At 63.9% G+C, this 25,471-nt stretch carries 31 protein-coding genes; 14 read left to right on the top strand and 17 right to left on the bottom strand.

Going from position 1 to position 25,471, the window contains the following annotated elements; all coding sequences use genetic code 11:
* Entirely contained in the window at nt 1–987 is a 987-nt protein-coding gene (locus tag E8E95_RS16770) for an alpha-L-glutamate ligase-like protein (RefSeq protein ID WP_077526077.1), read from the top strand.
* 191 nt (nt 988–1,178) lie between these two features.
* On the opposite strand, the gene speE is transcribed toward E8E95_RS16770, so the two are convergent.
* On the bottom strand, nt 1,179–2,039 hold the full coding sequence (speE, locus tag E8E95_RS16765; protein ID WP_280352002.1) for a polyamine aminopropyltransferase: 861 nt from the start codon (nt 2,037–2,039) through the stop codon (nt 1,179–1,181).
* Between the two features lie 207 nt (nt 2,040–2,246).
* Here speE and E8E95_RS16760 point away from each other — a divergent pair, with 207 nt between their 5' ends.
* Together E8E95_RS16760 and E8E95_RS16755 are read left to right on the top strand one after the other, a co-directional pair.
* Nucleotides 2,247–3,107, top strand: a complete 861-nt coding sequence (locus tag E8E95_RS16760) for a DNA-3-methyladenine glycosylase (RefSeq protein WP_280352164.1) — start codon at nt 2,247–2,249, stop codon at nt 3,105–3,107.
* Nucleotides 3,108–3,109: 2 nt separating this feature from the next.
* Entirely contained in the window at nt 3,110–3,610 is a 501-nt protein-coding gene (locus E8E95_RS16755) for a methylated-DNA--[protein]-cysteine S-methyltransferase (RefSeq protein WP_280352000.1), read from the top strand.
* Between the two features lies 1 nt (nt 3,611).
* Here the strand turns inward: E8E95_RS16755 and E8E95_RS16750 are convergent, their stop codons facing one another.
* The 6 genes from E8E95_RS16750 to aroC form a co-directional block, all read right to left on the bottom strand.
* Nucleotides 3,612–4,169 carry a histidine phosphatase family protein gene (locus E8E95_RS16750; protein WP_280351998.1) on the bottom strand — a complete coding sequence of 186 codons (558 nt, stop codon included), beginning with the start codon at nt 4,167–4,169 and terminating at the stop codon, nt 3,612–3,614.
* A gap of 184 nt (nt 4,170–4,353) precedes the next feature.
* Complete coding sequence (mtnC, locus tag E8E95_RS16745) at nt 4,354–5,037, bottom strand: acireductone synthase (RefSeq protein WP_280351996.1); 684 nt, start codon at nt 5,035–5,037, stop codon at nt 4,354–4,356.
* 100 nt (nt 5,038–5,137) lie between these two features.
* Nucleotides 5,138–5,683: an acireductone dioxygenase gene (locus tag E8E95_RS16740; protein ID WP_280351994.1), complete on the bottom strand. Its 546-nt coding sequence runs from the start codon at nt 5,681–5,683 to the stop codon at nt 5,138–5,140.
* An 87-nt stretch (nt 5,684–5,770) separates the two neighbouring features.
* The gene (locus tag E8E95_RS16735) at nt 5,771–6,385 is read right to left on the bottom strand and encodes a methylthioribulose 1-phosphate dehydratase (RefSeq protein ID WP_179062087.1); all 615 of its coding nucleotides are present in this window, start codon (nt 6,383–6,385) and stop codon (nt 5,771–5,773) included.
* Nucleotides 6,382–7,542 (bottom strand): MFS transporter, encoded by a 1,161-nt coding sequence (locus E8E95_RS16730; protein WP_280351990.1) that lies wholly within the window; start codon nt 7,540–7,542, stop codon nt 6,382–6,384. The genes E8E95_RS16735 and E8E95_RS16730 overlap by 4 nt, the downstream gene beginning before the upstream one ends.
* Entirely contained in the window at nt 7,539–8,630 is a 1,092-nt protein-coding gene (gene aroC, locus E8E95_RS16725; protein ID WP_280351988.1) for a chorismate synthase, read from the bottom strand. Before aroC ends, E8E95_RS16730 begins: the two co-directional genes overlap by 4 nt.
* A 133-nt stretch (nt 8,631–8,763) precedes the next feature.
* On the opposite strand from aroC, the gene E8E95_RS16720 reads away from it, so the two are divergent.
* A complete protein-coding gene (locus E8E95_RS16720; RefSeq protein WP_280351986.1) occupies nt 8,764–9,744 on the top strand; it encodes an alpha/beta fold hydrolase in 981 nt (326 codons plus the stop codon).
* A 107-nt stretch (nt 9,745–9,851) separates the two neighbouring features.
* A complete protein-coding gene (locus tag E8E95_RS16715; RefSeq protein WP_280351985.1) occupies nt 9,852–10,631 on the top strand; it encodes a hypothetical protein in 780 nt (259 codons plus the stop codon).
* Nucleotides 10,632–10,640: 9 nt separating this feature from the next.
* On the opposite strand, the gene prmB is transcribed toward E8E95_RS16715, so the two are convergent.
* The gene (prmB, locus tag E8E95_RS16710; RefSeq protein ID WP_280351983.1) at nt 10,641–11,555 is read right to left on the bottom strand and encodes a 50S ribosomal protein L3 N(5)-glutamine methyltransferase; all 915 of its coding nucleotides are present in this window, start codon (nt 11,553–11,555) and stop codon (nt 10,641–10,643) included.
* A gap of 224 nt (nt 11,556–11,779) precedes the next feature.
* Here prmB and E8E95_RS16705 point away from each other — a divergent pair, with 224 nt between their 5' ends.
* The 5 genes from E8E95_RS16705 to E8E95_RS16685 all read left to right on the top strand — a co-directional run bounded on the left by E8E95_RS16705 (nt 11,780) and on the right by E8E95_RS16685 (nt 14,602).
* Nucleotides 11,780–12,376: a cysteine hydrolase family protein gene (locus tag E8E95_RS16705; RefSeq protein WP_179062081.1), complete on the top strand. Its 597-nt coding sequence runs from the start codon at nt 11,780–11,782 to the stop codon at nt 12,374–12,376.
* A 103-nt stretch (nt 12,377–12,479) separates the two neighbouring features.
* Nucleotides 12,480–12,800 carry a hypothetical protein gene (locus tag E8E95_RS16700; RefSeq protein ID WP_179062080.1) on the top strand — a complete coding sequence of 107 codons (321 nt, stop codon included), beginning with the start codon at nt 12,480–12,482 and terminating at the stop codon, nt 12,798–12,800.
* A 50-nt stretch (nt 12,801–12,850) separates the two neighbouring features.
* Nucleotides 12,851–13,438 carry a Smr/MutS family protein gene (locus E8E95_RS16695; protein ID WP_280351979.1) on the top strand — a complete coding sequence of 196 codons (588 nt, stop codon included), beginning with the start codon at nt 12,851–12,853 and terminating at the stop codon, nt 13,436–13,438.
* 224 nt (nt 13,439–13,662) lie between these two features.
* Nucleotides 13,663–14,211, top strand: coding sequence for a GTP cyclohydrolase I FolE (gene folE / locus E8E95_RS16690; RefSeq protein WP_004422399.1), 549 nt, complete (start codon nt 13,663–13,665; stop codon nt 14,209–14,211).
* Between the two features lie 178 nt (nt 14,212–14,389).
* On the top strand, nt 14,390–14,602 hold the full coding sequence (locus E8E95_RS16685) for a hypothetical protein (protein ID WP_280351976.1): 213 nt from the start codon (nt 14,390–14,392) through the stop codon (nt 14,600–14,602).
* Here the strand turns inward: E8E95_RS16685 and E8E95_RS16680 are convergent, their stop codons facing one another.
* The 4 genes from E8E95_RS16680 to E8E95_RS16665 all read right to left on the bottom strand — a co-directional run bounded on the left by E8E95_RS16680 (nt 14,603) and on the right by E8E95_RS16665 (nt 17,568).
* Entirely contained in the window at nt 14,603–14,950 is a 348-nt protein-coding gene (locus E8E95_RS16680) for a GFA family protein (protein WP_280351974.1), read from the bottom strand. It abuts the gene before it with no gap.
* Nucleotides 14,951–15,052: 102 nt separating this feature from the next.
* Nucleotides 15,053–15,514, bottom strand: coding sequence for a bacteriohemerythrin (locus E8E95_RS16675; protein WP_179062076.1), 462 nt, complete (start codon nt 15,512–15,514; stop codon nt 15,053–15,055).
* A 266-nt stretch (nt 15,515–15,780) separates the two neighbouring features.
* Nucleotides 15,781–16,383 carry a glutathione S-transferase family protein gene (locus tag E8E95_RS16670; RefSeq protein ID WP_280351971.1) on the bottom strand — a complete coding sequence of 201 codons (603 nt, stop codon included), beginning with the start codon at nt 16,381–16,383 and terminating at the stop codon, nt 15,781–15,783.
* A gap of 18 nt (nt 16,384–16,401) precedes the next feature.
* The gene (locus E8E95_RS16665; protein ID WP_280351969.1) at nt 16,402–17,568 is read right to left on the bottom strand and encodes a PLP-dependent aminotransferase family protein; all 1,167 of its coding nucleotides are present in this window, start codon (nt 17,566–17,568) and stop codon (nt 16,402–16,404) included.
* An 82-nt stretch (nt 17,569–17,650) separates the two neighbouring features.
* Between E8E95_RS16665 and E8E95_RS16660 the strand changes: the two genes are divergently transcribed.
* Nucleotides 17,651–18,106 carry a helix-turn-helix domain-containing protein gene (locus tag E8E95_RS16660; RefSeq protein ID WP_280351967.1) on the top strand — a complete coding sequence of 152 codons (456 nt, stop codon included), beginning with the start codon at nt 17,651–17,653 and terminating at the stop codon, nt 18,104–18,106.
* Here the strand turns inward: E8E95_RS16660 and E8E95_RS16655 are convergent.
* Nucleotides 18,103–18,732 (bottom strand): hypothetical protein, encoded by a 630-nt coding sequence (locus E8E95_RS16655; RefSeq protein WP_280351965.1) that lies wholly within the window; start codon nt 18,730–18,732, stop codon nt 18,103–18,105. The two genes, E8E95_RS16660 and E8E95_RS16655, sit on opposite strands and share 4 nt — an antisense overlap.
* Before the next feature lie 290 nt (nt 18,733–19,022).
* Here E8E95_RS16655 and E8E95_RS16650 point away from each other — a divergent pair, with 290 nt between their 5' ends.
* Nucleotides 19,023–19,640 carry a LysE family translocator gene (locus tag E8E95_RS16650; protein WP_280351963.1) on the top strand — a complete coding sequence of 206 codons (618 nt, stop codon included), beginning with the start codon at nt 19,023–19,025 and terminating at the stop codon, nt 19,638–19,640.
* Complete coding sequence (locus E8E95_RS16645; protein WP_280351961.1) at nt 19,640–20,854, top strand: benzoate/H(+) symporter BenE family transporter; 1,215 nt, start codon at nt 19,640–19,642, stop codon at nt 20,852–20,854. Before E8E95_RS16650 ends, E8E95_RS16645 begins: the two co-directional genes overlap by 1 nt.
* An 84-nt stretch (nt 20,855–20,938) precedes the next feature.
* On the opposite strand, the gene E8E95_RS16640 is transcribed toward E8E95_RS16645, so the two are convergent.
* Complete coding sequence (locus E8E95_RS16640) at nt 20,939–21,700, bottom strand: SDR family oxidoreductase (protein ID WP_280351959.1); 762 nt, start codon at nt 21,698–21,700, stop codon at nt 20,939–20,941.
* Between the two features lie 226 nt (nt 21,701–21,926).
* Here E8E95_RS16640 and E8E95_RS16635 point away from each other — a divergent pair, with 226 nt between their 5' ends.
* Nucleotides 21,927–22,931 carry an NADP-dependent oxidoreductase gene (locus E8E95_RS16635; protein WP_280351957.1) on the top strand — a complete coding sequence of 335 codons (1,005 nt, stop codon included), beginning with the start codon at nt 21,927–21,929 and terminating at the stop codon, nt 22,929–22,931.
* Nucleotides 22,932–22,973: 42 nt separating this feature from the next.
* Here the strand turns inward: E8E95_RS16635 and pyrF are convergent, their stop codons facing one another.
* The 3 genes from pyrF to E8E95_RS16620 form a co-directional block, all read right to left on the bottom strand.
* Nucleotides 22,974–23,672, bottom strand: coding sequence for an orotidine-5'-phosphate decarboxylase (gene pyrF / locus E8E95_RS16630; protein ID WP_179062067.1), 699 nt, complete (start codon nt 23,670–23,672; stop codon nt 22,974–22,976).
* 66 nt (nt 23,673–23,738) lie between these two features.
* A complete protein-coding gene (locus E8E95_RS16625) occupies nt 23,739–24,482 on the bottom strand; it encodes a hypothetical protein (protein ID WP_280351954.1) in 744 nt (247 codons plus the stop codon).
* Nucleotides 24,483–24,527: 45 nt separating this feature from the next.
* Nucleotides 24,528–25,415 carry a LysR family transcriptional regulator gene (locus tag E8E95_RS16620; protein WP_280351952.1) on the bottom strand — a complete coding sequence of 296 codons (888 nt, stop codon included), beginning with the start codon at nt 25,413–25,415 and terminating at the stop codon, nt 24,528–24,530.
* Nucleotides 25,416–25,471 lie beyond the last annotated feature (56 nt).

The following is a 25,471-nucleotide window of genomic DNA, read 5'->3' as shown; positions in this document are numbered from 1 at the left end:
ATGTTCGGCCTGATCAAGACGTGGAAAGCCCTCGAAGCCAAAGGCATCATGGGCATCAATCGGCGAAACGCGGACTACGTGCTGAAGTACAACAAACGGCACCTGTACCCGATCGTCGACGACAAGATCATCACCAAGCAGCGCGCCATCGAGGCGGGGATCCACGTACCGGAAATGTACGGCGTCATCTCCACCGAGAAGGAAATCGAGAAGCTCGACGAGATCATCGGCGAGCGTAACGACTTCGTGATCAAGCCGGCGCAAGGCGCCGGCGGCGACGGCATCCTGGTGATCGCCGACCGCTTCGAAGGCCGCTACAAGACGGTCTCCGGCAAGATCATCAGCCACGAGGAAATCGAGCACCAGATTTCCTCGATCCTCACCGGCCTCTATTCCCTCGGCGGTCACCGTGACCGCGCGCTGATCGAGTACCGCGTGACCCCGGACCAGATCTTCAAGAGCATCAGCTATGAAGGCGTACCGGACATCCGCATCATCGTACTGATGGGTTATCCGGTGATGGCGATGCTGCGCCTGCCGACCCGGCAGTCCAACGGCAAGGCCAACCTCCACCAGGGCGCCATAGGCGTCGGCGTGGACCTGGCGACCGGCGTCACCCTGCGCGGCACCTGGCTGAACAACAAGATCGCCAAGCATCCGGACACCACCAACGCGGTGGACGGTGTGCAGCTGCCCAACTGGGACGGCTTCATGAAGCTGGCGGCCGGTTGCTACGAGCTGTGCGGCCTGGGCTACATCGGTGTCGACATGGTGCTGGACCAGGACAAGGGCCCGTTGATCCTCGAGCTCAACGCCCGCCCCGGCCTGAACATCCAGATCGCCAACGACTGCGGCCTGACCCACCGCGCCCATGCCGTCGAGGCCCGCCTCGAAGAGCTGAAGGCCAAGGGAATCCAGGAAACCCCGGAAGAACGCGTGCGCTTTTCCCAGGAGCTCTTCGGCTACGTACGGCCGACTGAGATCTGATTCATCGCGTCAAGGAAAAGCCCGGCCAAGTGCCGGGCTTTTTCGTTTGAACCTGAATCACCGGCTCTGCCTTCCTGTAGGAGCGAGCTTGCTCGCGAAAGATCGTGCACGGACTGTTCGCGAGCAAGCTCGCTCCTACAAGTGCGAAAAAAAGGGGCCTTTCGGCCCCTTCTTCATTTACCCGTGCAACCTCAATCGTTGCTCGGCTTGTTCACCGCGTGCAGGACGTACTGCGGCAGGGCGAAGGCGCCGACGTGGATTTCCGGGTTGTAGTAGCGGGTCACGATACCGCTGCCGGCATAACGCTGGCGCAGGGTCTCCACAGGGAGCTTGCGTAGCTCGGCGTCGGTAGCGCCCCAGGCGAAGGTCATGGCGCCGCCGATGTAGGTCGGCACCGCAGCCTGGTAGAAGTGCCAGTCGGCAAACAGGCTGTCCATGCGGCTGGCGGTGGTCTGCACTTCGCCAAGCTGCATGAAGGGGGTACCGTTCTGGGTGACCAGCACGCCGCCGTCGTTCAGGCAGCGGCGGCAGGCCTGGTAGAAGTTCTCGGAGAACAGCACCTCACCCGGACCGATGGGGTCGGTGGAGTCGGAGATGATGACGTCGAACTTCTCCTGGGTGGTGGCGACGAAGCGCATGCCGTCGTCGATCACCAGGTTCAGGCGCGGATCGTCATAGGCGCCCTTGGAGTGGTTCGGCAGGAACTCCTTGCACATCTCGACCACGGTGCCGTCGATCTCGACCATGGTGATGCGCTCGATATCGCGATGCTTGCTGACTTCACGCAGCATGCCGCCGTCGCCGCCGCCAATGATCAGGACGCTCTTCACCGCGCCATGGGCGAGGATCGGTACGTGGGTCAGCATCTCGTGATAGATGAACTCGTCCGCCTCGGTGGTCTGGATCACGCCGTCGAGGGCCATGACACGACCCATGCGCGAGTTCTCGAAGATCACCAGGTGCTGGTGCTCGGTGCGCACTTCGTGCAGCAGCTTGTCCATGCGGAAGCGCTGTCCGTAACCGTCGTAGAGAGTTTCCTGATAGTCGCTCATGGGTTGTTTCCCCTGCTGGCTGTATTAGCGGACGGTGCCACCGCCCCATGAAAAGGCGCGCATTCTACTGTGGCTTGGATGTCAGGTCGAACCGCGACTGGGGAATTTGAAAGTCAGTTTTGCAGAGACGGCGCAGCATCAAGAGAATATCGTCGCACCATGACTACCAACGCTCCCTTTTCAGATTCCCACGAGCCCACCGAGCCCATGCGCCTTGATTACTTCGAGCCCTGGAACTGGAAGCAGTTCCAGCAGCATTACGCCTTGCGTCGCCTGCCGGGTGTCGAGCAGCTGACCGCCGACAGCTACTGCCGCAGCTTCCGCCTGGGCGAGCGCAGCGGCTGGTTCCGCCTGCGCCCGCAGCCCGGCGCGCTGGAACTGGAGTTGAGTCCATCGACCCGGGACCTTGGGCCGCTGCTGGCACCGCGCATCCGCCAGATGTTCGACCTGGACAGCGATCCAGCAGCCATCGCCCACCACCTGGGCCGCGATCCATTGCTTCAGGCGCTGCTGGCACGCTTTCCCGGCCTGCGCCTGCCGGTCGCCTTCGACCCATTCGAACAGGGCGTACGCACCATCATCGGTCAGCAGGTCACGGTGAAGGCCGCCGTCACCATTGCCGGTCGCCTGGTGGAGCGTCTGGGCGAGCCACTGGCCGATGCCGAAGCTGACGGACCGCAGCGGCTCTTCCCCACCCCACAAGCCATCGCCGACGATCCGCTGCCCGGCATCGGCATGCCCGGCAAACGTGTCGACACTTTGCGCCGCTTCGCCCAGGCAGTAGCCGACGGCAGCCTGGAACTGAGCCTGGCCGCTGGCGTCGAAGCCCTGATCGAACGCCTGTGCGCTCTACCCGGCATTGGCCGCTGGACCGCCGAATACATCGCACTGCGCGCCTTTGGCCAGCCGGACGCATTCCCCACCGCCGACCTGGGCCTGCTCAAGTCGCCACTCTGGGGGCCCGGCGGCATCAGTGCGAAGGAACTGGCGAGCCGCGCCGAACAATGGCGACCGTGGCGCGCCTACGCCGCCGTCTATCTCTGGCAGAGCTACGCAGAGGAGCAATGAAGATGTATTTCCGCTATCACGAAAGCCCCACCGGCCCTCTGCTGCTGGCCGGCGACGAGTCCGGCCTGCAGATGCTTTATATGGACAATGAAGGACGCGGCTACCCGGACGAAAGCTGGGAAGCAGCCGGACGACGGCTGGACGAACCTTGCCGCCAGCTGGAGCGCTATTTCGAGGGCCGCCTGAAACGCTTCGACCTGGCACTGGCGCCTCGCGGCACGCCGTTCCAGCAGCGCGTCTGGCAGGCGCTGCTGCAGATCCCCTACGGCCAAACCACCAGCTATAGCGAACTGGCGGAACGACTTGGCAATCCGAAAGCCGTCCGTGCGGTAGGAACCGCCAACGGCGCCAATCCCATTTCCATCATCATTCCCTGCCATCGGGTCATTGGCCGCGATGGCAGCCTGACTGGATACGCCGGCGGCCTGCCGCGAAAGGCACTGCTACTCAAACTGGAAGGCGTGAAGCTGCAGCCGGAACAGGACCAGTTGCTACTGATCTGACTCAAGGCTGGCGGACGCGCGCCAATACTTTCGGTGGATCAGCCAGCGGCAACCCGATGATCAGCCCCTCCCCGCTCTTGGCCGCGACCCCGGTCAGGGCCTTGATGTTCACCTGGTGGCTGACCATCACCACCGGACGATCCTTGGGCACCTTCTCGATGGCCTTGCGCAACTCCACCGTCTGCGCCGCCTGACTGTCCGGATCGCTGAAGAAGGAATCCAGCGCCGACAGGGTTTCGACCGCCCCCAACCCCATTTCCTGCGCAGTGTCCTGCGCGCGACACCAGGTGCTGGTATAGAGGCGTGGCTGTTCGACCTTGCGTCGCACCAGCAGCTTGCCCCAGCGCCGGGCTTCCTGGCGCCCCTTGTCGCTGAGATTGCGCTGAGTGCTGCAATCCCCCAGGCGGAAGCCTTCCGGATCACCGGTGCCGGGGGCGGTGGTATGGCGCAGCAGGAGAAACGCCTTGCCCTCGCGCAGCGCCTGCCAGGCCGACTTCTGGTCAGCGGCCGCCGGCAATGCCAGCAGCGCCACCATCATCAGAACCAGTAGGCGGGTCATTGCCCGGCCGCCAGTTGCACCGTCCGGTCGCGGGTTGCCCTGTACATGCCCGGGGCGGGGCTATCCGTATCGATGCAAAGGCAGGAATCCATGGGGGGACGCTCCCAGGTGGATGCAGTCACCCCAAGGATAGATCGGCCGATCGAAGCCTTCCTCGTGCTCCGTCAGACGATTTCAGGAAGGGTCAGAAACGCGCCAGGTCGATCACCGCGAAGCTCGCTACCGTTTCGTGGCCCTCAAGCACGCCACCCTCACGCGCCAGCCCGATGGTCTGCATGCCGGCCTCGCGGGCAGCATCCAGCTCCTGGACCACATCGGAGAGGAAGAGAATCTCCTCGCCGGGCAGGCCGATGGCAGCTGCGATGCGCTGATAGGACGCGGCCTCGCGCTTGGGCCCGGAGGTCGTGTCGAAGTAGCCGGAGAAGTTCGGGGTCAGGTCGCCCGCCTCGGAGCAACCGAAAATCAGCTTCTGGGCCTGGATGGAACCGGAGGAATAAACGTAGAGCGCGTAGCCTTCCTGCTTCCAGCGGCCCAGCGCTTCCACCGCATCCGGGTAGACATGCCCCTTGAGCTGGCCGGCGCGATAGCCCTGCTCCCAGACCATGCCCTGCAGGGCCTTGAGCGGCGTGGCCTTGCGGTCTTCGGCGATCCAGCCCAGGAGAATATCCACCACCCGCTCGGGGCTGGCCCCGGCTTCGCCGCTTTCCGCGCGCACCGCGTCGATCTGCTGTGCCACCGCCGGCTCGTCGGCGTGAGTCAGGACAAACTCGGGCAGGTGGCGTGCAGCGAAGGGAAAGAGCACGTCGAAGACAAAGCTCACCGCGCTGGTGGTCCCTTCGATGTCGGTGAGAATGGCCTTGATGGGCATTGGGAAACTCCAGGTGAATCGAATGTTGCCGTCGTAGGAGCCAGCTTGCTGGCGAACTCACAACGCTTCGCGAGCAAGCTCGCTGCTACAGTGGCCGGGATCAGTCTTCCAGCTGCGGGAAGCGCTTGGCGATCTCGTCGCCGGTGAACTGGGCGACCCAGCCTTCCGGGTTGTTGAACAGTCGGATGGCGACGAAGTGCGGATGTTCACCCATGTCGAACCAGTGGCGGGTGCCGGCCGGTACGGAGATCAGGTCGTTCTTCTCGCAGAGCACGGCATAGACGTAGTCGTCGATATGCAAGGTGAACAGGCCGCGCCCGGCAACGAAGAAGCGCACCTCGTCTTCGCCGTGGCGGTGCTCGTCGAGGAACTTGGCACGCAGCTCCGCCTTTTGCGGGTGGTCGCTGGCCAGGCTGACCACGTCGACGGTGACGTAGCCCTGCTCCTGCATCAGTCGGTCGATCTGCGGGCGATACGCGGCGATCACCTCGTCCTGGCTGGCGCCCGGCGCGATGGGGGCGGAAGCCTCCCAGCGCTCGAAGTGCACGCCGACGGACGCGAGGGTCGAGGCGATGTCATCCAGGTGGGTCAGGACCTTGTTCGGCAGGTCGGGGCTGGATTCGTGGTAGACGGTCAGGCTGCTCATCTGGGTACTCCTTGCGGGCGTCCTCCCGGCTCTCTGGCGGGTCGGACGGCACCGTTGTCAGTCAGGCATCTTCGTGCGAAGGAAGCTTCAGCGCTGGGTGATCGAGAGCGTCTTCAGTTCGCATTCGAAGAGGAATTCGAAGGCTTCGACCTGGCGCAGGGCATCGCTCATGCGCGGCCCCCAAGTATAGAGGCCATGCCCCCGGATCAGGTATCCGACGCAGTCCGGATGCTCGTCCAGCCAGGGTTGCACCTGGGTGGCCAGGCGGGCGATGTCCTGGTCGTTGTCGAAGATCGGCACCAGCACCTGCGATTCGTGGGTGCTGATGCCACTGAAGGCCTTCTGCAGCTCGTAGTCGGCGAACACCAGCGAATCGGCCAGGGTCAGGCGCGACAGCACGGTGGCATTTACCGAGTGGGTGTGCAGCACGGCACCGATTTCCGGCTTCCAGCGATAGAGCTGGGTGTGCAGCAGGGTTTCCGCCGATGGCTTCTTGCCCGGTTCCAGGCTGTTGCCATCCAGGTCAGTGGCCAGCACGTCGTCCGGGCCGAGTTCACCCTTGTGCTTGCCGGAGACGGTCAGCAGCGCCTCGGTGGCGGAAAGCCTTGCCGAGTAGTTGCTGCTGGTGGCCGGCGACCAGCCGCGACCGTACAGGAAGCGGCCGGCGTCGATGATTTCCTGGGCGAGTTTCTGGCGATTCATGCCCGCTCCTCTTGCAATTGGGTGGCAATGATAACGGCTGCGGCAAGCGCCGCGAGACTGGCGATGGCGTAAGTCCAGACCGGTCCCAGGCTGCTCCAGCTGTAGCCCGAGTAGAGCGCACCCAGCGCTCCGCCGGTACCGGCGAGTGCAGCGTAGAGCGCCTGGCTCTGGCCCTGTTGGCGCGGTCCGAAACGACGTTGCACGAAATGGATGGCGGCTGCGTGAAAGCTGCCGAAGGTGGCGGCGTGCAACAGTTGGGCGAACAGCAGCACCGACAACTGGTCGGCGAAGTTACCGATCAGCAACCAGCGCAGGGCAGCGATCAGGAAGCTGGCCAGCAGCACCACTCGTACCGAGTAGCGCGCCAGGATGCGAGCCATCACGATGAACAGGAGCACCTCGGCCACAACCCCCAGCGCCCAGAGTTGGCCAATCAGGCTTCGCGAGTAGCCGAGGGATTCGAGATAAATGGTCTGGAAGCTGTAGTAAGGCCCGTGAGACAACTGCATCAGCCCCACACATAAATAGAAGGCCAATACACCCGGCTGGCGCAGTTGGGCCAGGAAACCACCCTGCCCTGGAGTGTCCGGCCGCGCCTGGGGAACCGCATTGGGCACCCAGAAGCTGCTGAGGACGATTCCCGCCATGATGAAGACCAGCGCCCAGGGATAGAGATCCAGGCTGAACAGCTCGAACAGCGTGCCCAGGCCAATCACCGTGAGAATGAAGCCGATGGAGCCCCACAGCCGAACCTGGCTGTAGCGCGCGGCTTGCTCGCGCAGGTGCGCCAGGGTGATCACTTCGAATTGCGGCAGCACCGCATGCCAGAAGAACGCGTGCAGGGCCATGATCAGGGCCAGCCATGCATAGCTGTGGCTGACGAAGATCAGCGAGAAGGTCAGCAACGTGCAGAACGCGCCGAAGCGCACGATGTCCAGGCGCCGGCCACTGCGATCACCCAGCCAGCCCCAGAGGTTGGGCGCCACGCAACGCATCAGCATCGGGATGGCCAGCAGTTCGCCGATGCGCGCACTGGAAAAGCCCAGGTGCGCGAAGTACAGGCCAAGGAAGGGCGCCGTGGCGCCCAGCAGGGAAAAATAGAAGAGATAGAAGCTGGACAGCCGCCAATAGGGCAGCGCGTTCGCGCTGCCGGTCACAGCTGGCCGAGCACCGGGGTTGCGACCCGCACGTCGGCGTTCTGCGCACGATGGCGCAGCAGGTGGTCCATCAGCACGATGGCCATCATGGCTTCGGCGATCGGGGTTGCCCGGATGCCCACGCAGGGGTCATGACGGCCCTTGGTGACCACGTCCACCGGGTTGCCATTGATGTCGATCGAGCGGCCGGGGGTGGTGATGCTGGAGGTGGGCTTCAGCGCCAGGTTGGCGACGATCGGCTGGCCGGAGGAAATACCGCCGAGGATGCCGCCGGCGTTGTTGCTGAGGAATCCTTCCGGGGTCAGCTCGTCGCGGTGCTGGGTACCACGCTGGGCTACGCTGTCGAAGCCGGCCCCGATCTCGACGCCCTTGACGGCGTTGATGCTCATCAGTGCATGGGCCAGTTCGGCATCCAGGCGGTCGAAGATCGGCTCGCCCAGCCCCGGCGGCACGCCTTCGGCGACAACGGTGATCTTCGCGCCCACCGAATCCTGGTCACGGCGCAGCTGGTCCATGTAGGCCTCCAGCTCGGGAACCTTGTCCGGGTCGGGGCTGAAGAAGGCGTTCTGCTCCACCGAATCCCAGGTCTTGAAGGGAATCTCGATGGGGCCGAGCTGGCTCATGTAGCCGCGCACGGTGATGCCCAGGGTGGCCAGGAATTTCTTGGCGATGGCACCAGCGGCCACGCGCATGGCAGTTTCCCGCGCCGAGGAACGGCCGCCGCCACGGTAGTCGCGGATGCCGTACTTGTGGTGGTAGGTGTAATCGGCGTGGGCCGGGCGGAACAGGTCCTTGATCGCCGAATAGTCCTTGGACTTCTGGTCGGTGTTGCGGATCAGCAGGCCAATCGAGCAGCCGGTGGTCTTGCCTTCGAAAACGCCGGAGAGGATTTCCACCTCGTCGGCTTCCTGGCGCTGGGTGGTATGGCGGCTGGTGCCCGGCTTGCGGCGATCGAGATCACGTTGCAGGTCCTCGAGGGACAGTTCCAGCCCCGGCGGGCAGCCGTCGACTATGGCGACCAGCGCCGGACCATGGCTTTCGCCAGCGGTGGTGACGGTGAACAGCTTGCCGTAGGTGTTGCCGGACATGCACAGTGCTCCGCAGAAATGGGCCTCGATTCGAAGGTCGAGCAGTATACCCGCGGCGCCTGGCCAGTTCACCCCTCGAACCTTGCGCCGCCAGTCACGTCCAACCCGCCAACCGACAACCGACTCCGTCCCGATGCCGCGACTCTTCCTTCTACTCCTTCCCCTCCTCGCCAGCCTGGCCCAGGCCGCCCCCCAGAGCGTGCTGCAACGGCCCATCGAACTGGACACCGGCAATGGCGTGTTGCGCGGCACCCTGCTTCGCCCGAAGACCGATCAACCGGTACCGGTGGCGTTGATCATCGCCGGCTCCGGCCCCACCGACCGCGATGGCAACAACCCACTCGGCGGACGCAACGACAGCCTGAAGAAGCTTGCCCAATTGCTCGCCCGCAATGGCATCGCCAGCGTGCGCTACGACAAACGCGGCATCGCCGGCAGCCAGGACGCGGGTACCGACGAGCGCCAGCTCAGCATCGAACTCTATGCCCGCGATGCGGCGGCATGGGGCCAACGCCTGAAATACGACCCGCGCTTCTCGCGACTCATCCTCATCGGCCACAGCGAAGGCGCGCTGATTGCCAGCCTGGCAGCGGAGACGGCCGGCGCGGATGCGCTGGTGAGCATCTCCGGTAGCGCCCGCCCCATCGACCAGCTGTTGCGCGACCAGTTGCAGAGCCGCCTGCCGCCGCCACTTCTGCGCCAGAGCGAAGCCTTGCTGGCCAGTCTGCGCGCGGGCCAGCAAGTGCCCGAGGTGCCGCAATCGCTGGAAGTGCTGTTCCGGCCAAGCGTGCAGCCTTACCTGATTTCCCTGTTCCGCCAGGACCCGTCCGAAGCCTTCGGTCGGCTGCACATCCCGGCTCTTATCCTGCAGGGCAGCCACGACATCCAGGTCAGCGTGAGCGACGCGGAGCAGCTCAAGGCCGCACGACCCGACGCGGAGCTGGCCATCATCGAAGGCATGAACCACATGCTGCGCATCGTGCCCATGGACATGGAGCAGCAGCTGGCCTCCTACGGCAACCCGAACCTTCCCCTGGCGCGGGAGCTGGGCGAACGCATCCTGGCGTTCATTCAGCAGCAGTTCGACTCCAGAAACTCGAAAGTCAGTCGATAAAGGCGAAAGGTTCTGTAGGAAATCTCGCCTGGCAAGGGCAGTTGCGCACAGAATATTGCACTGACGTACCAAATTCATCGCCGCCAGCCCTTACAAGGTACTTCCCGATGACCGAAAGCCCCGCCGAACAGCAGAGCGTCGAAGAAGCCGCCCCCCAGCCCCATCCATGGTCCGAGCTGGCGGCCGAACAGTTCGACCTGCTACGGCTCGCGCCACTCCCAATCGACCGGCACACCGGATCACGACCGCTGCGCTTTGTCGAACTCGGACGCGTGGAACGCCACAGCAAGGAGCAGAGCGTGCTGCGCCTGAGCGTCGGACTTCCCGGACAGAAGGTGCGCAAGGAGCAGAATCTGCTGGAAGTCTGGGTGGACCACCGCAGCAAGCAAGTGCGCTTCGGCCCGGACAGCGGATTGAACCTGGAGCCACAGAACCGCGGCCTGGGTCGCTTCCTCCTGGCCCAGGGCATCGCCTGGGCCAAGCAGCACTGGGCGCACTATCGCGTCGAAGGTGGCGAGCTGCCGGCCAAGGATGCCCTGGACAACGAAGCACGCCTGCGCCGCGACCATGTGCTCAAGGCGCAAGGTTTCGGGATCGAATACCTCGACAACCTACAGCTCAAAGCCAATTACGGCGCCGGGCGGCTCAGTGAGCTGCACGGCGACTGGCACCGCGAGAAGGTCCAGTTGGTGGGGCTGCAGGAAGCCGCTGCAATGCTCGAACAGGCGGATCAGAACCTGCATCGGCAGGAAGTGGAGATTCGCAAACTGGAAGAGCGCATCGCCGTCTACAAGCGAGAGGACAGTGGACTGCGCTTCACGATCGCGTGCCTGGTGGTTTTCGCGGTTTTCCAGGCCGGCCTGCTGATCTGGATCACCACCCGCTGACCCGACGGGTCAGGGATTCAAGCGCGAGCGGAACAGCGCCTGGTGCTCGCGGCACTGCTTGGCGCTGAGCATGAATACCCCGTGGCCACCGTGCTCGAAGTCCAGCCAGAGGAAGTCCACCTCCGGGTAGATATCTTCCACATGCACCTGACTGTTGCCCACTTCCACGATGAGCAAACCTTTCTCGGTCAGGTGATCGGCCGCTTCGGCCAGCATGCGCCGCACCAGGTCCAGCCCATCATTGCCGCAGGCCAGGCCCAGTTCGGGCTCGTGCTGGTATTCGGCCGGCATGTCGGCGAAGTCTTCGGCATCCACATAGGGCGGATTGGAAACGATCAGGTCGAAGCGCTGCCCCGGCAAGCCGTCGAAGCCATCGCCCTGCACGGTGTAGACCCGATCTTCCAGGCCGTGGCGCTCGATGTTCAGGTTGGCCACCTCCAGCGCGTCGAACGAGAGATCGCCCAGCACCACCTCCGCTCCGGGGAAGGTATGAGCGCAAGCAATGCCGATACAGCCCGAGCCCGTGCAGAGGTCGAGCACGCGCGCCGGCTCCTGGGGCAGCCAGGGCGCGAAATGCTGCTGGATCAGTTCAGCGATGGGGGAACGCGGCACCAGCACCCGCTCGTCCACGACGAAAGGCATTCCACAGAACCAGGCTTCGCCGAGCAGGTAGGCCACCGGCACGCGCTCTTCGATACGCCGGTGCAGCAACTCGCGCAGGCGGGCGCATTCGTCTTCTTCCAGACGGCAATCCAGATAGCTGTCAGAAATCTCGTAGGGCAGGTGCAGCGCGCCGAGTACCAGTTGGCGAGCCTCATCCCAGGCGTTGTCGGTGCCGTGACCGAAGAACAGGTTCTCAGCATGGAAACGGCTGACAGCCCAGCGGATGTAATCACGCAGGGTGCGCAGGCGGGATTCAGACACGGCAACTACCTCAGGAAACGGGGCGCCGATTCTATCACCCCTGCCGCCCCGGGGCAGCCCGCGGCAGCCGACGAACGGAAGCGCCCATCTGCGCCTCGATCCGCGATCCACGCTGCCCGGCAACTGGCCGTCACGCTCTGGCAGGGCAACTGGACCTTGGTCCATGGTTCACTTATTCCGTCGCAGGGCGGAGAATGGTGGCCATGTCGTACCTGGAGATTCGCATGTCCGCCCCGAAATCCATGTTCCAGCTCAGTGGCCGTGGCTATCCGCCCGCCAGTCTGAACAATGCCACCCTGGTGATCATCGACGCTCAGGAAGAGTACCGCAGCGGCGTCCTCGCCCTGCCCGGCCTGGATGCCGCACTCGGCGAAATCGCCAGTCTCCTTGCCACTGCCCGTACCATGGGTAGCGCCATCGTCCACGTGAAGCACCTTGGCGTACCTGGCGGCATCTTCGATCCCCGCGGCGAGCGCGGTGAGCACCTGCCGGAAGTCGCGCCCCTGCCGGGTGAGATCGTCGTCGAGAAGCGCCTGCCCAACGCCTTCGCCGGCACCGACCTGCACGACCGCCTGCAGGCTATCGGCCATCTTGACCTGATCGTCTGCGGCTTCATGACCCATTCCAGCATCAGCACCACGGTCCGCGCTGCGAAGGACTATGGTTATCGCTGCACGCTGGTGAGCGCCGCCTGCGCAACCCGCGACTTGCCGACCGTCGACGGCGGCGTCATCAGCGCGGAAGACATGCACCGTGTCGAGGTGATCGCACTCGCCGACAACTTCGCCAGCGTGGTGCCGCAGGCCAAGGCGCTTATCTAATCCCAGGAAGCGTCGTTACATCCCGCGACATCCGCGACGGGGTAGATCGGAACAACCGCCAGCTGGCGCCGGTCATACCCCGATCTAGCAAGAGGACGTCCGGATGAAGTTATCCGATGGTTTCGATGCCCGCCGCCTCCGCCCACGGGGCCCAGGTAGCTGGCGCTGGCGTTTCGCAGCGGCCTTGTCCGCGCTCTTCGCCGTGTTCGGCGTGCTGCTGGCGATGGCCGGCACCGCCACCCTCCTTGGCCGCTCCCCTGCGCTCGGCCCACTCAACGACAGCACTGGCGCGGCCATCGTGCTGCTGCTCTTCGGACTGCTCTTTCTCTGGATCGGCATACTCGCCTGGCGACTCTGCCGGCGGCGTTCACGGCGCCGCGACGGCCTCAGCATGTCGCCCCATCTGATGAAGAAACGCGACTGAGCCTCGCACGAGTCATTTGGGTACACTAGCCGCCCTTCGCGGAGGCCTGCATGCAAGACGACACCCAGAAAAACGACTCCTGGAACGACGACGAAAGTTCCTTGTTCGCCGACCAGATGCGCGGCGTGAAGCGCATCCAGAATGATCGCGCCGACACCGGCAAGGTACGGGCCGACCAGAAGCAGCTGGCCAACCGTCGGCAGAATGCGACCGTCAGCGTGGCCAACGTCAAGGTCGACGGCCTGTCCGACCAGTTCGTCATCGACGTCGGCGCCGAAGACGAACTGCACTGGGCCCGGGACGGCGTGCAGGAAGGCCAGATGCGCAAGCTCAAACAAGGCCAGATCGGCTTCGACGGCAGTCTCGACCTGCATGGCATGACCGTGGAAAAGGCCCGCGAAACACTCTGGGACTTCATTGCCGAAGCCACCCGCTTCGAAGTGCGCTGCGTGCGTGTGACCCATGGCAAGGCGGCACGCCTGGACGGCAAGCGACCGCTGATCAAGAGCCACGTCAACACCTGGCTGCGCCAGCACCCACAGGTGCTGGGCTTCACCTCCTGCCTGCCGAAGCACGGCGGCACCGGCGCCGTCTATGTGATGCTGCGTCGGACCATGCTCGATGGTCGCGACGAATAACCACGGATCTCCTGCCCATCGGAAAATGGTGAGGCGGGTTACTGCCTGAGGGTGGATGGCGAAGAACTGTTACAACGCTGCCTGCCCCTCGCGGAGTGGGCGGAGCACTGGACCAACCGTCTGCCCGTGCCTGAAAAATGACTCGCACTGGCGCATGGTGCCCTTGCCAGCCGCCCCTTCGCGCCCTACCCTGCGCCTTTGCGTAAATCCCCACAGGAATTTCCATGTCCCTGGAACAGCATTACACCGCGATCCTCGGCCAGCTCGGCGAGGATGTCTCCCGCGAAGGCCTGCTCGATACCCCGAAGCGCGCCGCCAAGGCAATGCAGTACCTCTGCCGCGGCTACCAGCAGACGCTGGAGGAAGTCACCAACGGCGCCCTGTTCAGCTCCGACAACAGCGAAATGGTGCTGGTGAAGAACATCGAGCTGTACTCGCTCTGCGAACACCATCTGCTGCCGTTCATCGGCAAGGCCCACGTGGCCTATATCCCCAACGGCAAGGTGCTGGGGCTGTCCAAGGTCGCGCGCATCGTCGACATGTTCGCCCGCCGGCTGCAGATTCAGGAAAACCTCAGCCGCCAGATCGCCGAAGCCGTGCAACAGGTCACCGGTGCCCTCGGCGTGGCCGTGGTCATCGAAGCCCAGCACATGTGCATGATGATGCGCGGTGTTGAGAAGCAGAACTCCTCCATGGTCACCTCGGTGATGCTCGGCGAGTTCCGCGAGAACGCCGCCACCCGCAGCGAATTCCTCAGCCTGATCAACAACTGAGTTATCGCTGTCCCCGAAAAAGCCGGCGCAAGCCGGCTTTTTTGTTGCCGCGCCAAAGTGCCGGGACTATTGGTCAGGGATTTTTCCAGGCAATTGGATATCGGGATTCTCCGGGATGTCGCGCAATCTGGCATTCCAGAGACCGCCCCATCACATGCCGAATGGAAGGAGATGGACCATGTCGACCGCAACTCCCCGCCCGATACTGATCCGCGCTTCGCGCCAGAACACCCGGCACCTGCTGCCTTACTTGCACAGCCTCGCCTTGGGCGGCCAATTGGAAGCGCGAGATACCGGCGAGTGGGTTCTGGCCGCTGAAGATGAGGCAAAGGCCGAAGAAGCGCTGGGAAAGCTTTTCGACAGCGGCCTGGTTAGCTGCCTGAGCTTCTGACTAGAAGCTCTTGCCGTCCACCTTCACCACCTTGAGCCCGTCCACGGGAACATCCTCCAGACAGCGGACATTCACTGCCGCCATGGCCTTGCCCTTGGGATCGGTCGCTTCACCGAAGGGGGCGCATCCGCAGTTGGCGCAGAAATGGTGGGCGATGTGCATGCGGTTGAAGCGGTAGGTGGAAAGATCGGACTCGGGCGTGGACAAGCTGAACTGTTCGCGAGGGACGAACCAGAGCAGGTAGCCGCGCCGGCTGCACAAGGAGCAGTTGCACTCCATGACCTGCTCCAGGTTGCCTTCCACTTCAAAGGCGATCTTCCCGCAGTGACAACTGCCTCGGTATTTCATGGTCGACACTCCCGGAAACGCCTGTTGGCAGGCTGGAGCGTCCAACTTAGTACAAGGCCGGAAGGTCCGCCATGAATGCGGAAAGCAGGCTGCGGCCTGCCCTCAACCGAAGAATCGCCTCATCGAGCGCGAAAGCCAGCCGCCGTTGCTGTCGTCCCGCGTCAACTGCTGCATGTTGGCCTTGACCGCTTCGACGTAGTTGGCGTCGTCATTGCGGATGTGATTGAACAGCCAGCGACCAAGCAGATCCTTGAGCTCGTCGGCCACGTCATCACCGGCCTGATGACGCGTGCGGAACACGTTGACCCGCCGGATGAACAGTTCGTGGACCTTCTTGTGCGCCCGGCTGAACTGGTAGCCGGCATCTTCCAGCAGGGTTTCTTCGAAGGCGAAGTGCGACAGCGTGTAGTCGACCACTTCCTCGATCACCCGTGCCACAGCTGCCTTGTCCATCTGCAATTGGGCGGCATGCAATCCATTGATCATCTCGACGATGCGCTTGTGCTGGCCATCGATGACTTCGATGCCGGTGTCCAGATCACTTTCCCACTCGAGATACACCACTTGCTCTCCTCACCGTGCCGCCCGGCGTTGTCTGAAAAATCGAAACGGCCGGTAGGCTAGTGGCTGGCAGTGGGAAAAATCTTGATTCCAATCAATAAGATGAGAACAACCTGCAGCGGAGACGTGAACAGGCTTTCGAGTCACCGCGCGGGTTCGCTGATAGGGATCACCGAACAATCCGGAGCAACGGATATCCGCCAGGCGCCCGCTGTCCGCCAAAAACGAAGAAGCCGGCTTGCGCCGGCTTCTTCGTGGACCAGAAAACCTCAGTCGAACATCCCCACATGCCGGGGATGGCTGGCCACGCGGTCCAGCCAGGCGAGGATCGCCGGGTAGCCGGACAGGTCGAAGCCGCCTTCATGGGCCACATGGGTGTAGGCATAGAGGGCGATATCAGCGATGGAGTAGCGATCTCCCACCAGGTACGGCGTGCGCTGCAGCTGCTTCTCCATCACCTTCAGCGCCTTGTTCCCGCGCACCTGGCAGACCTTGTACTCCTCCAGGCGATCTTCCGGCATGCCCTTGTAGAGCTGGATGAAGCGCGCCACCGCGACATAGGGCTCGTGGCTGTACTGCTCGAAGAACTGCCATTGCAGCACCTGGGTGCGCAGGCGCGGCTCCGCGGGCAACAGGTCGCTGCCTTCAGCGAGGAAGTTCAGGATGGCGTTGGATTCCCAGAGCGTGGTGCCGTCTTCCAGCTCCAGGACCGGGATCTTGCCATTGGGGTTCTTCTCGAGAAATTCAGGGCTCTCGGTCTCGCCCTTGAGGATGTCCACCGGCACCCACTGGTACGGCAGGCCGAGCAGATTGAGGATCAGCTTGACCTTGTAGCAGTTGCCGGATTTGTAGTCGCCGTAAACCTTGTACATCGCTCTACTCCTCTGTGGTCAGGCAGCTTCCGCAGCCTGGGCCTGGCGGATGACGCCTGCGAGTCGTTTCAGACCTTCGCCCAGGCGCTCAGGCGCCACATGGCTGAAGTTCAGGCGTAGGTGACCCGGGTGCTTGTCCGGGTCGATGAAGAACGGCTCGCCCGGCATGAAGGCAACATTCTGCTCCAGCGCCGGCTTGAGCAGCGTGCGAGTGTCCAGCGGCTGTTTCAGGGTCAGCCAGAAGAACAGCCCGCCCTGGGGAACTTCCCAGGTGGCCAGCTCGCCGAAATGTTCCTCCAGTGCGGCTTGCATGGAATCGCGGCGCACACGGTAGAAATCACGCAGCTCGGCCAGGTGCTGGCGGTACTGTTCGGTGCCGAACCACTGCAGCGCCTGCCACTGGCCGATGCGGTTGGTGTGCAGGTCGGCGGACTGCTTCAGGCGCAGCAGGTGCGGGAAGAGATCCGGGGTGGCAATCAGGAAGCCCACGCGCAGACCCGGCAGCAAAGTCTTGGAAACGGTACCGGTGTAGATCCAGCTGGCCTTCTTCAGGCGGCTGACGATGGGCGTGGCGCTGCCTTCGTCGAACACCAGCTCACGGTAGGGCTCGTCTTCGATCAGGGTTACGCCGAATTCGTCCAGCAGTGCAGCGACCGCATCACGCTTGGCCTCGCTGTAGCGGGTACCGGACGGATTCTGGAAGGTCGGAATCAGATAGGCGAAGGAAGGCTTGTGCTGCTCCAGACGCTGGCGCAGGGCCGCGATTTCGGGGCCATCGGCTTCCTGGGGAACGGCGATGCAATCGGCGCCGAACAGCTGGAAGGCCTGGAGGGCCGCCAGGTAGGTCGGAGCTTCCAGCAGCACTTCGGTGCCCGGATCGATGAACAGCTTGGATGCCAGGTCCAGGGTCTGCTGCGAGCCGCTGACGATCAATACCTGGCTCGCCTCGCAGTGCACGCCCAGGGCACGTGCTTCGGCGGCGATGGCCTCGCGCAGTGCCGGTTCGCCCTCGCTCATGCCGTACTGGCCCATGCTGGCCGGCATCTCGTCCCAATCCACTTTCGGCAGCATCGGCTCGGCCGGCAGGCCTCCGGCGAAGGACATCACTTCCGGACGCTGGGCGGCGGCAAGGATTTCGCGGATCAGGGAGCTTTTCAGGCGGGCGATGCGTTCGGAGAAGGCCATGGATTGTCACCGGGTGCGGAAGCGAGGAAATTAAGTCAAACTGCTTGACCGAAACTACGACGACCACGTCAGATACGTCAATATGCTTGACCTGAAAAATCCCAGCATTCAGCAAGCCGCCATGGAAGCCTTCTTCTTCGGCTACCAGGCCTTCACCAGCAAGCCGGACGAAATCCTCGCACGCCGAGGCCTGTCGCGGGTGCACCACCGCATCCTGTTCTTCATCGCCAAGTACCCGGGGCTGAGCGTCAAGGAATTGCTGGGCTACCTGGGCGTGACCAAGCAGGCACTGAACACGCCGCTGCGACAGCTGATCGAGTTGAAACTGGTGGAAAGCGTCGCTGCCGACGACGACAAGCGTAAGCGCCTGCTGGGGTTCACCGCCGAAGGCGCCAGACTGGAACAGGCCCTGCGCCGGGAACAGGCGCGACTGCTGCAACGTGCCTTTGGCGAAGCTGGGGAAGAAGCGGTACGCGGCTGGCTGGAGGTCAACCAGGCGCTCTGCACCGCGCGGCAGACAGAAGCCGCCGAGGGCTAGCTGGACGGCTCCAGTTCGCGCGCGCCGCGGAAAAACACCAGCATCATCGCCAGGTTGCCAGCGATCAGCGGCAGCAATCCCAACAGCATCAATACGATGGTGGCCATCATGATGCCGCCCACCAGGTCCAGCCAGCCCATCACCCTGAAAGCCGGATAGGCGTTCTGCACCTTGAGCAGGCGCACCCCGAGCCAGGCGGTCAAGGCGCCGAGAACGGCAATTGCACCGAAGTAGAACAGCATGGGCCAGCCCGGTTCGGTGCTGGCATCCCCCATCAGGACATCCAGCAATTCGATTGCCAGGCTCCCGACGATCACCGCCCAGACCGGCGGCGCCAGCCCCTCGGCAGAAAAGCGTGCCTCGGCGAATAGCTTCAGGCGGATCAGCAGGTAGCAGCCCAGCAGTGTCAGCGCCGCGCCGATCCAGTCGGACAGGCGAGTCATCAGCGCGTCTTCGGTGGCGCCGGCGGCCACGGCAACACCTGTGAGGATCAGGGTACCCAGTGCACAGGCCAGGCTCAGCCAGCCCAGCAATCTCAAATGCCCCGGCGTCCAGCCGTTCATCTGGCGGGGCCCCGCGTCCTCCACCAGATCCACCCGAGGGGCGGCGTAGGGGTTCTCGTCCATGTGCATCACTCCAGGCGGCGAAAGCATCACAGTAGCCGCAGATACCCCAGGTGCCAACCGACTGTATTGCTCAACCCGTGCGTTGCTGTATGGGGACGTTACCAGCCACCTGGCCTTAGGCTCTGCACGAAAAACGCCTGCGCATCGGTGATGCTTCGTTAAAAATCGATTCGGAATGCTCATTAACGTCTGTTAACTCCGCTTCCTCACCGATTTTTGCCTCGCCTGACCTTCGCTCGGCGGTTTTCGTACAGACCCTGGTCTGTCGATACAACGACAAGGTGACCGCCATGAGCCTGGAACTGATCTTCGCCTTTATCCTCTTCGCCTTCGTCACCTCCGTGACGCCTGGCCCCAACAACATGATGCTGCTCGCTTCCGGGGTGAACTTCGGGGTACGCCGCAGCCTGCCGCACATGCTCGGCATCAGCCTCGGCTTCATGGTGCTGGTGATGTGCGTCGGCCTGGGACTGTCCCAGGTATTCCAGCAGGTCCCCATGCTCTACACCGCGCTGCGCTACATCGGCGCCGCCTACCTGCTCTACCTGGCCTGGAAGATCGCCGGTTCCGGTGCACCGGATGCCAGCAACTCCGAGAAGCGGCCGAAGCCCTTTACCTTCCTCCAGGCCGCGGCGTTCCAGTGGGTCAACCCCAAGGCCTGGGTCATGGCCATCGGCGCCATCACCACCTACACGCCGCAGGACAACTTCGTGGTCAATGTGGTCCTGATTGCCGCCCTGTTCGCCCTGGTCAACTGCCCCAGCGTCGGACTCTGGACGATCGCCGGCAGCCTGCTGCGCCGCTGGTTGTCCGAACCGCGCATACTGCGCCTGTTCAACATCGGCATGGCCCTGCTGCTGGTGGCCTCGCTCTACCCCATCCTGGTCGACGTCCACGGAAAGATCTGATGACCTCAACTTCAGAAACCCCGGCCAATCCCACGCGCCTTCGCCCTCTGGCCGACTCCTCGCCGTCGGCCATTGTGGCGGGTTTCATCGCCATGCTCACCGGTTACACCAGTTCCCTGGTGCTGATGTTCCAGGCGGGACAGGCTGCCGGGCTCAGCAGCGCGCAGATTTCCTCCTGGATCTGGGCGCTGTCCATCGGCATGGCGCTGACCACCATCGGACTCTCGCTGCGCTACCGCACACCCATCGTCGTAGCCTGGTCCACGCCCGGCGCTGCCCTGCTGATCACCAGCCTACCGGGTGTGAGCTATGGCGAGGCGATCGGCGCCTTCATCGTCTGCGCCGCCCTGCTCGCCCTGGTGGGCCTGACCGGTGGTTTCGAGCGGTTGATGCGTCGCCTGCCGGGGTCACTGGCAGCCGCGTTATTGGCGGGCATCCTGTTCAAGATCGGCAGCGAGATCTTCATCGCCGCCCAGCACCGCACGGCCCTGGTGCTGGCAATGTTCTTCAGCTACTTGGTGTTCAAGCGCCTGCAACCGCGCTACGCCGTACTGGTAGCGCTGCTGGTGGGCTGCGTGATGGCGGCAGCTCTCGGCCTGCTGGATTTCAGCGGCTTCGAATTCGCCCTGGCCGAACCGGTTTGGACGACGCCGGACTTCTCCGTCACGGCGGTGATCAGCATCGGTATCCCGTTGTTCGTGGTGGCCATGGCATCGCAGAACATCCCCGGCATCGCCGTGCTGCGCGCCGACGGTTACCAGGTACCCGCTTCGCCCCTGATCTCGGTCACCGGCATCGCGTCGCTGCTGCTGGCGCCGTTCGGCTCCCACGGCATCAACCTGGCGGCCATCAGCGCGGCCATCTGTACAGGTCCCCACGCCCATGAAGACCGCAATAAGCGCTACACGGCCGCGGTCTGGTGCGGGATTTTCTATGGCATTGCGGGGACCTTCGGCGCAACCCTGGCGGCTCTGTTCGCCGCATTTCCCAAGGAGCTGGTGCTGTCCATCGCCGCCCTGGCGCTGTTCGGTTCCATCAGCAATGGCCTGACCGCAGCGATGCAGGAGCCCAAGGAACGTGAGGCCGCGCTGATCACCTTCATGGTCACCGCCTCGGGCATGACGCTGCTGTCGATCGGCTCGGCCTTCTGGGGCCTGATCGCCGGCGTGCTGACCTTGCTGATCCTCAACGTCGACAGTGGCAAGAACAAATGAAAAAGGCGCCGCAAGGCGCCTTTCTCTTTTTGTGGGAGCGATTTCAATCGCGAATGAATTCGCTCCCACAATTCAATCCACAAATCAGATCGCGGTAGCCCCGCCATCCACCGCCAGCGCATGGCCGGTGGTGAAGCCTGCCGCGTCGCAGCAGAGGTAGAGCACCGCCGCAGCGATCTCCTCCACTTTGCCGATGCGTCCCACCGGGTGCATGGTGGCGACGAACTCGGCCTTCTTCGGGTCGGCTTCGTAGGCGCGGCGGAACATATCGGTGTCGATCACCGCCGGGCATACGGCATTCACCCGTACCTTCTTCTTCGCGTATTCGACGGCAGCCGACTTGGTCAGGCCGATCACCGCGTGCTTGGAAGCGGCGTAGATGCTCATCTTCGGTGCGGCACCCAGCCCCGCTACCGAGGCGGTGTTGACGATGGCACCGCCGCCCTGGGCCAGCAACAGCGGGATCTGGTACTTCATGCAGAGCCACACGCCCTTCACGTTGACGCCCATGATGGCGTCGAACTCGACCTCGCTGCCCTCGGCCAGCTTGCCCTTCTCGATCTCGATGCCGGCGTTGTTGAAGGCGTAATCAAGGCGGCCGTAGGCAGCCACGACACCCTCCATCAGTGCCTGGACTTCCGCATCGCGGGTCACGTCGCAGCGAATGAAGCGTGCATCGCCACCGGCGGCGCGAATCAGCTCCACGGTGCCTTCGCCACCGGCAGCGTCCACGTCGGAAACCACTACTTTCAGACCTTCGGCGGCAAATGCCAGGGCAGTGGCGCGGCCGATACCGTTGGCGGCGCCGGTCACCAGGGCAACCTGGCCGGAGAACTTCATGCTCATCTGTGAATCCTCGACGGGAATGGAAACTGCGGCGAAGTCTAGTCAGTGACGGGTACCGGGCGTCAGCATCATCAGGGCTCTGGTGAGCACACCATCCAGATCGATGATGAACGACGGCATGCAGGATCACGATTATCGATGCCTGAACATTCCGCCCGGTCAACGGACTTGCCCTGGCTGTGACGAGGAACTATCACCAAGGCTTTCCTCTTCCGGAGTTCCTGCCATGTCCCCGCTCAACCGTCAGTTCCTCCTCGCCCAACGCCCGGTCGGTCCGGCCACTCGCGAGACCTTCTCCTATGTGGAAACCGCGGCTGGCGAACCCGCTGCTGGCCAGGTACTGGTGGAGAACCTTTATCTATCCCTGGACCCGGCCATGCGCGGCTGGATGAATGACGCCCGCTCCTACATCGCACCCGTGGCGATAGGCGAGGTGATGCGCGCCTTGGGCATCGGCAAGGTGGTGGCCTCCGGACATCCGGACTTCAAGGTGGGCGATCACGTCAGCGGCGTGGTGGGCGTGCAGGACTACTTCCTGGGCGAACCACGTGACTTCCACAAGGTGGACCCGAACCAGGCTCCCCTGCCCCTCTACCTTTCCGCCCTGGGCATGACCGGCATGACCGCCTACTTCGCCCTGCTCGACGTCGGCCAGCCCAAAGCCGGGGAAACCGTGGTCATCTCCGGGGCCGCCGGTGCGGTGGGCAGCGTTGCCGGACAGATCGCACGGATCAAGGGTTGCCGCGTGGTGGGCATCGCCGGCGGTGCCGACAAGTGCCGCTACCTGGTGGAAGAACTGGGCTTCGACGGCGCCATCGACTACAAGGCCGAGAACCTCCACGCCGCGCTCAAGCGTGAGTGCCCCAATGGTGTTGATGTGTACTTCGACAACGTCGGCGGCGACATCCTCGATGCCGTGCTCACCCGCATCAATCGCAAGGCGCGCATCGTCATTTGCGGCGCCATCAGCCAGTACAACAACAAGGAAGCGGTGAAAGGCCCGGCCAACTACCTGGCGCTGCTGGTCAACCGTGCGCGCATGGAAGGCATGGTGGTGTTCGATTACGCGCCGCGCTTCGGCGAGGCGATCAAGGACATCGCCGGCTGGCTGGCCAGTGGCGACTTGAAGAGCAAGGAAGATGTGGTGACGGGGCTGGAAAGCTTCCCGGAGACCCTGGGCAAGCTGTTCAGCGGGGAGAACTTTGGGAAGCTGGTGTTGAAAGTGCGCTGAATTAAATGAAAGGTGCGCTGCCTGCGCAGCGCACCTTCGGCATCAGGCCAGTTCGGCGACGACTGCCGCCAGCGCTTTGGCCGGGTCGGCAGCCTGACTGATCGGACGGCCGATCACCAGGTAGTCGGAACCGGCATCCAGGGCCTGGCGCGGGGTGAGGATGCGGCGCTGGTCATCCTGGGCGCTCCCGGCCGGGCGGATGCCGGGCGTCACCAGTTGCAGGCGCGGATAAGCGGACTTGAGGTCGGTGGCTTCCTGGGCCGAGCACACCAAGCCATCCATGCCGGCTTTGTCGGCCAGGCCTGCCAGGCGCAGCACCTGTTCCTTGGGCTCGATGTCGAGACCAATACCGGCCAGGTCTTCGCGCTCCATGCTGGTCAGCACGGTCACGCCGATCAGCAGCGGCTTGGGGCCGTTGAACTTGTCCAGGGTCTCGCGGCAGGCCGCCATCATGCGCAGACCGCCGGAGCAGTGCACGTTGACCATCCACACACCCATCTCGGCAGCAGCCTTCACCGCCATCGCAGTGGTATTGGGGATGTCATGGAATTTCAGGTCGAGGAAAACCTCGAAGCCCCGGTCACGCAGGGTCGAGACGATTTCCGCAGCGCAGCTGGTGAACAGCTCCTTGCCCACCTTGACCCGGCACAGCTTGGGGTCCAGCTGGTCGGCCAGCCGAAGCGCGGCTTCGCGGGTAGGAAAGTCGAGGGCGACAATGATCGGCGTCTGACAGGCGGACATGGAGGAAATCTCATACGAATCGGAAACGGCGCGCATTGTAGCGGAAGCCGGCGCGCGCCGCTGCTCTCAGACCAGATGATCGAGGGCGAAGGCAGTCATAAACCCCGTCAGCGTGATCAGCCCGGTCCAGGCATGGGTGCTTTCGAAGGCTTCGGGAATCAGGGTATCCACCAGCATGCACAGCACCGCCCCCGCCGAGAAGCCCAGGGCGAAGGCCAGCCAATGGGGCTGAAGGTCGGCGAACAGCCCCGGACCGGCCATGGCCGCCAGTCCCGACAGCAACGCGATCACACCCCAGAGCGCGAACACCACCCAGCCGCTGCGCTTTTCCTCGCGCAGCCCGGCGGCGCTGGCCAGGCCCTCGGGCAGGTTGGCCAGGAAGATCGCCACCAGCATCAGCAGGCTGACCTCGCCACCGTCCAGCAGCCCCAACCCCAGGCCGAGGGATTCGGGAATGCCATCAAGAAAGGCGCCGACGGCGATCAGCAAGGCGACCATGCCACTGCCGCCATTGCTGCTCTTGCCGCGATGGTGCCGTTCCAGGCGGTCGATGTACTGGCTGGCCAGGACGAACACGGCGCCACCGGCCAGCAGCCCCGCCATGGTTGGCCAGAGACCGCCGATGCGTTCGGCTTCGGGAATCTGGCCGAAGCAGAGGGCGGCGACGAGCACGCCGCTGCCATAGGCCATGATCGAGGCCACCACCTTCTGCGGCAGCTTCACCAGGAAGCCGATGGCGGCGCCGATCAGCAGGCTGCTGGCGGCCAGCCAGCCCCAGAGGCCGGCCTGGATGGTGACGGGAATCTGCATGTCCTTCCTCCTTGAACAACCGGGACCAAGGCTACCAGAACGCTCTCAGCGCGCTGCCGGACGGTCCAGCAGGCGCTCCAACAACCAGCTCGCCGCAGGCCCCAACGGACGCTGGCGGGACCAGACCACATCCACGGCCTGACTGCGCGGCCAGCCGGGCACCTGCAACTCCTTCAGACGCCCATTGGCGTAGCCGCTGACCAGCCAGCGCGGCAGTTCGGCCCAGCCGAAACCGTTGCTGGCCATATCCAGCAACATCAGGTAGCTCGGCGCCGACCAGCAGCGGCCGCCGCTGAACGGAAGCTTGTCATCCAGCGCCATGGCGTCGCCCACGGTATTCAGGCGCAGCAGCCGCCAGCCGGCGAGGTCGCTCTCGCGTACATCCGCCAGTTGCGCGAGGGGGTGCTCCCGGGCCGCGAACAAACCGAAGTCCGCCCGCTCGGCCACGGTCGCCGAGCCCACCTCCGGCGGGTAGCTGCCCTGTGCCGCCAGCAGGCCCAGGGTGGCGCGCCCTTGCACGACCAGTTCGATCACGTCGTGATGCTCGGCGATCAGGCATTCGAATTCGAGGTCGGGATAGCGCTGATCCAGTTCCGTCAGGCGCTCTTCGTACTGCGCCGACTGGTAGGCGTCCGACAGCGCCAGGCTGACACGTGGCTCCAGCCCGCCAGCCAATTGCGCCGCAGCATGCTGCAAGCGGTCGGATGCGGCGAGGATCTCATCGACCCGCCCCAGCAGGGCCCGGCCGGCGTCGGTCAGTTGCGGCTGGCGGCTGCTGCGATCGAAGAGTTCCAGCCCAAGGTCGATCTCCAACCGGGCGATGGCTTCGCTGACGGTGGACTGGCTCTTGCCCAGCTTGCGCGCGGCGCCACTGAAGGAGCCAAGGGCGACCGCCTGGGCAAAGGCTTCAAGGGATTCAGGGGAGTAGTTCATATCGGTTTTCCCGATGGCATCTCACTTAACCCTATCCCATCAACCGATGAGAATAC

The organism is Pseudomonas sp. BN414 (assembly GCF_029871275.1).
Classification (GTDB): Bacteria; Pseudomonadota; Gammaproteobacteria; order Pseudomonadales; family Pseudomonadaceae; genus Metapseudomonas; species Metapseudomonas resinovorans_C.
Note: the sequence above shows the minus strand (reverse complement) of the source record. Positions and strands in the feature narration are given on the sequence as shown.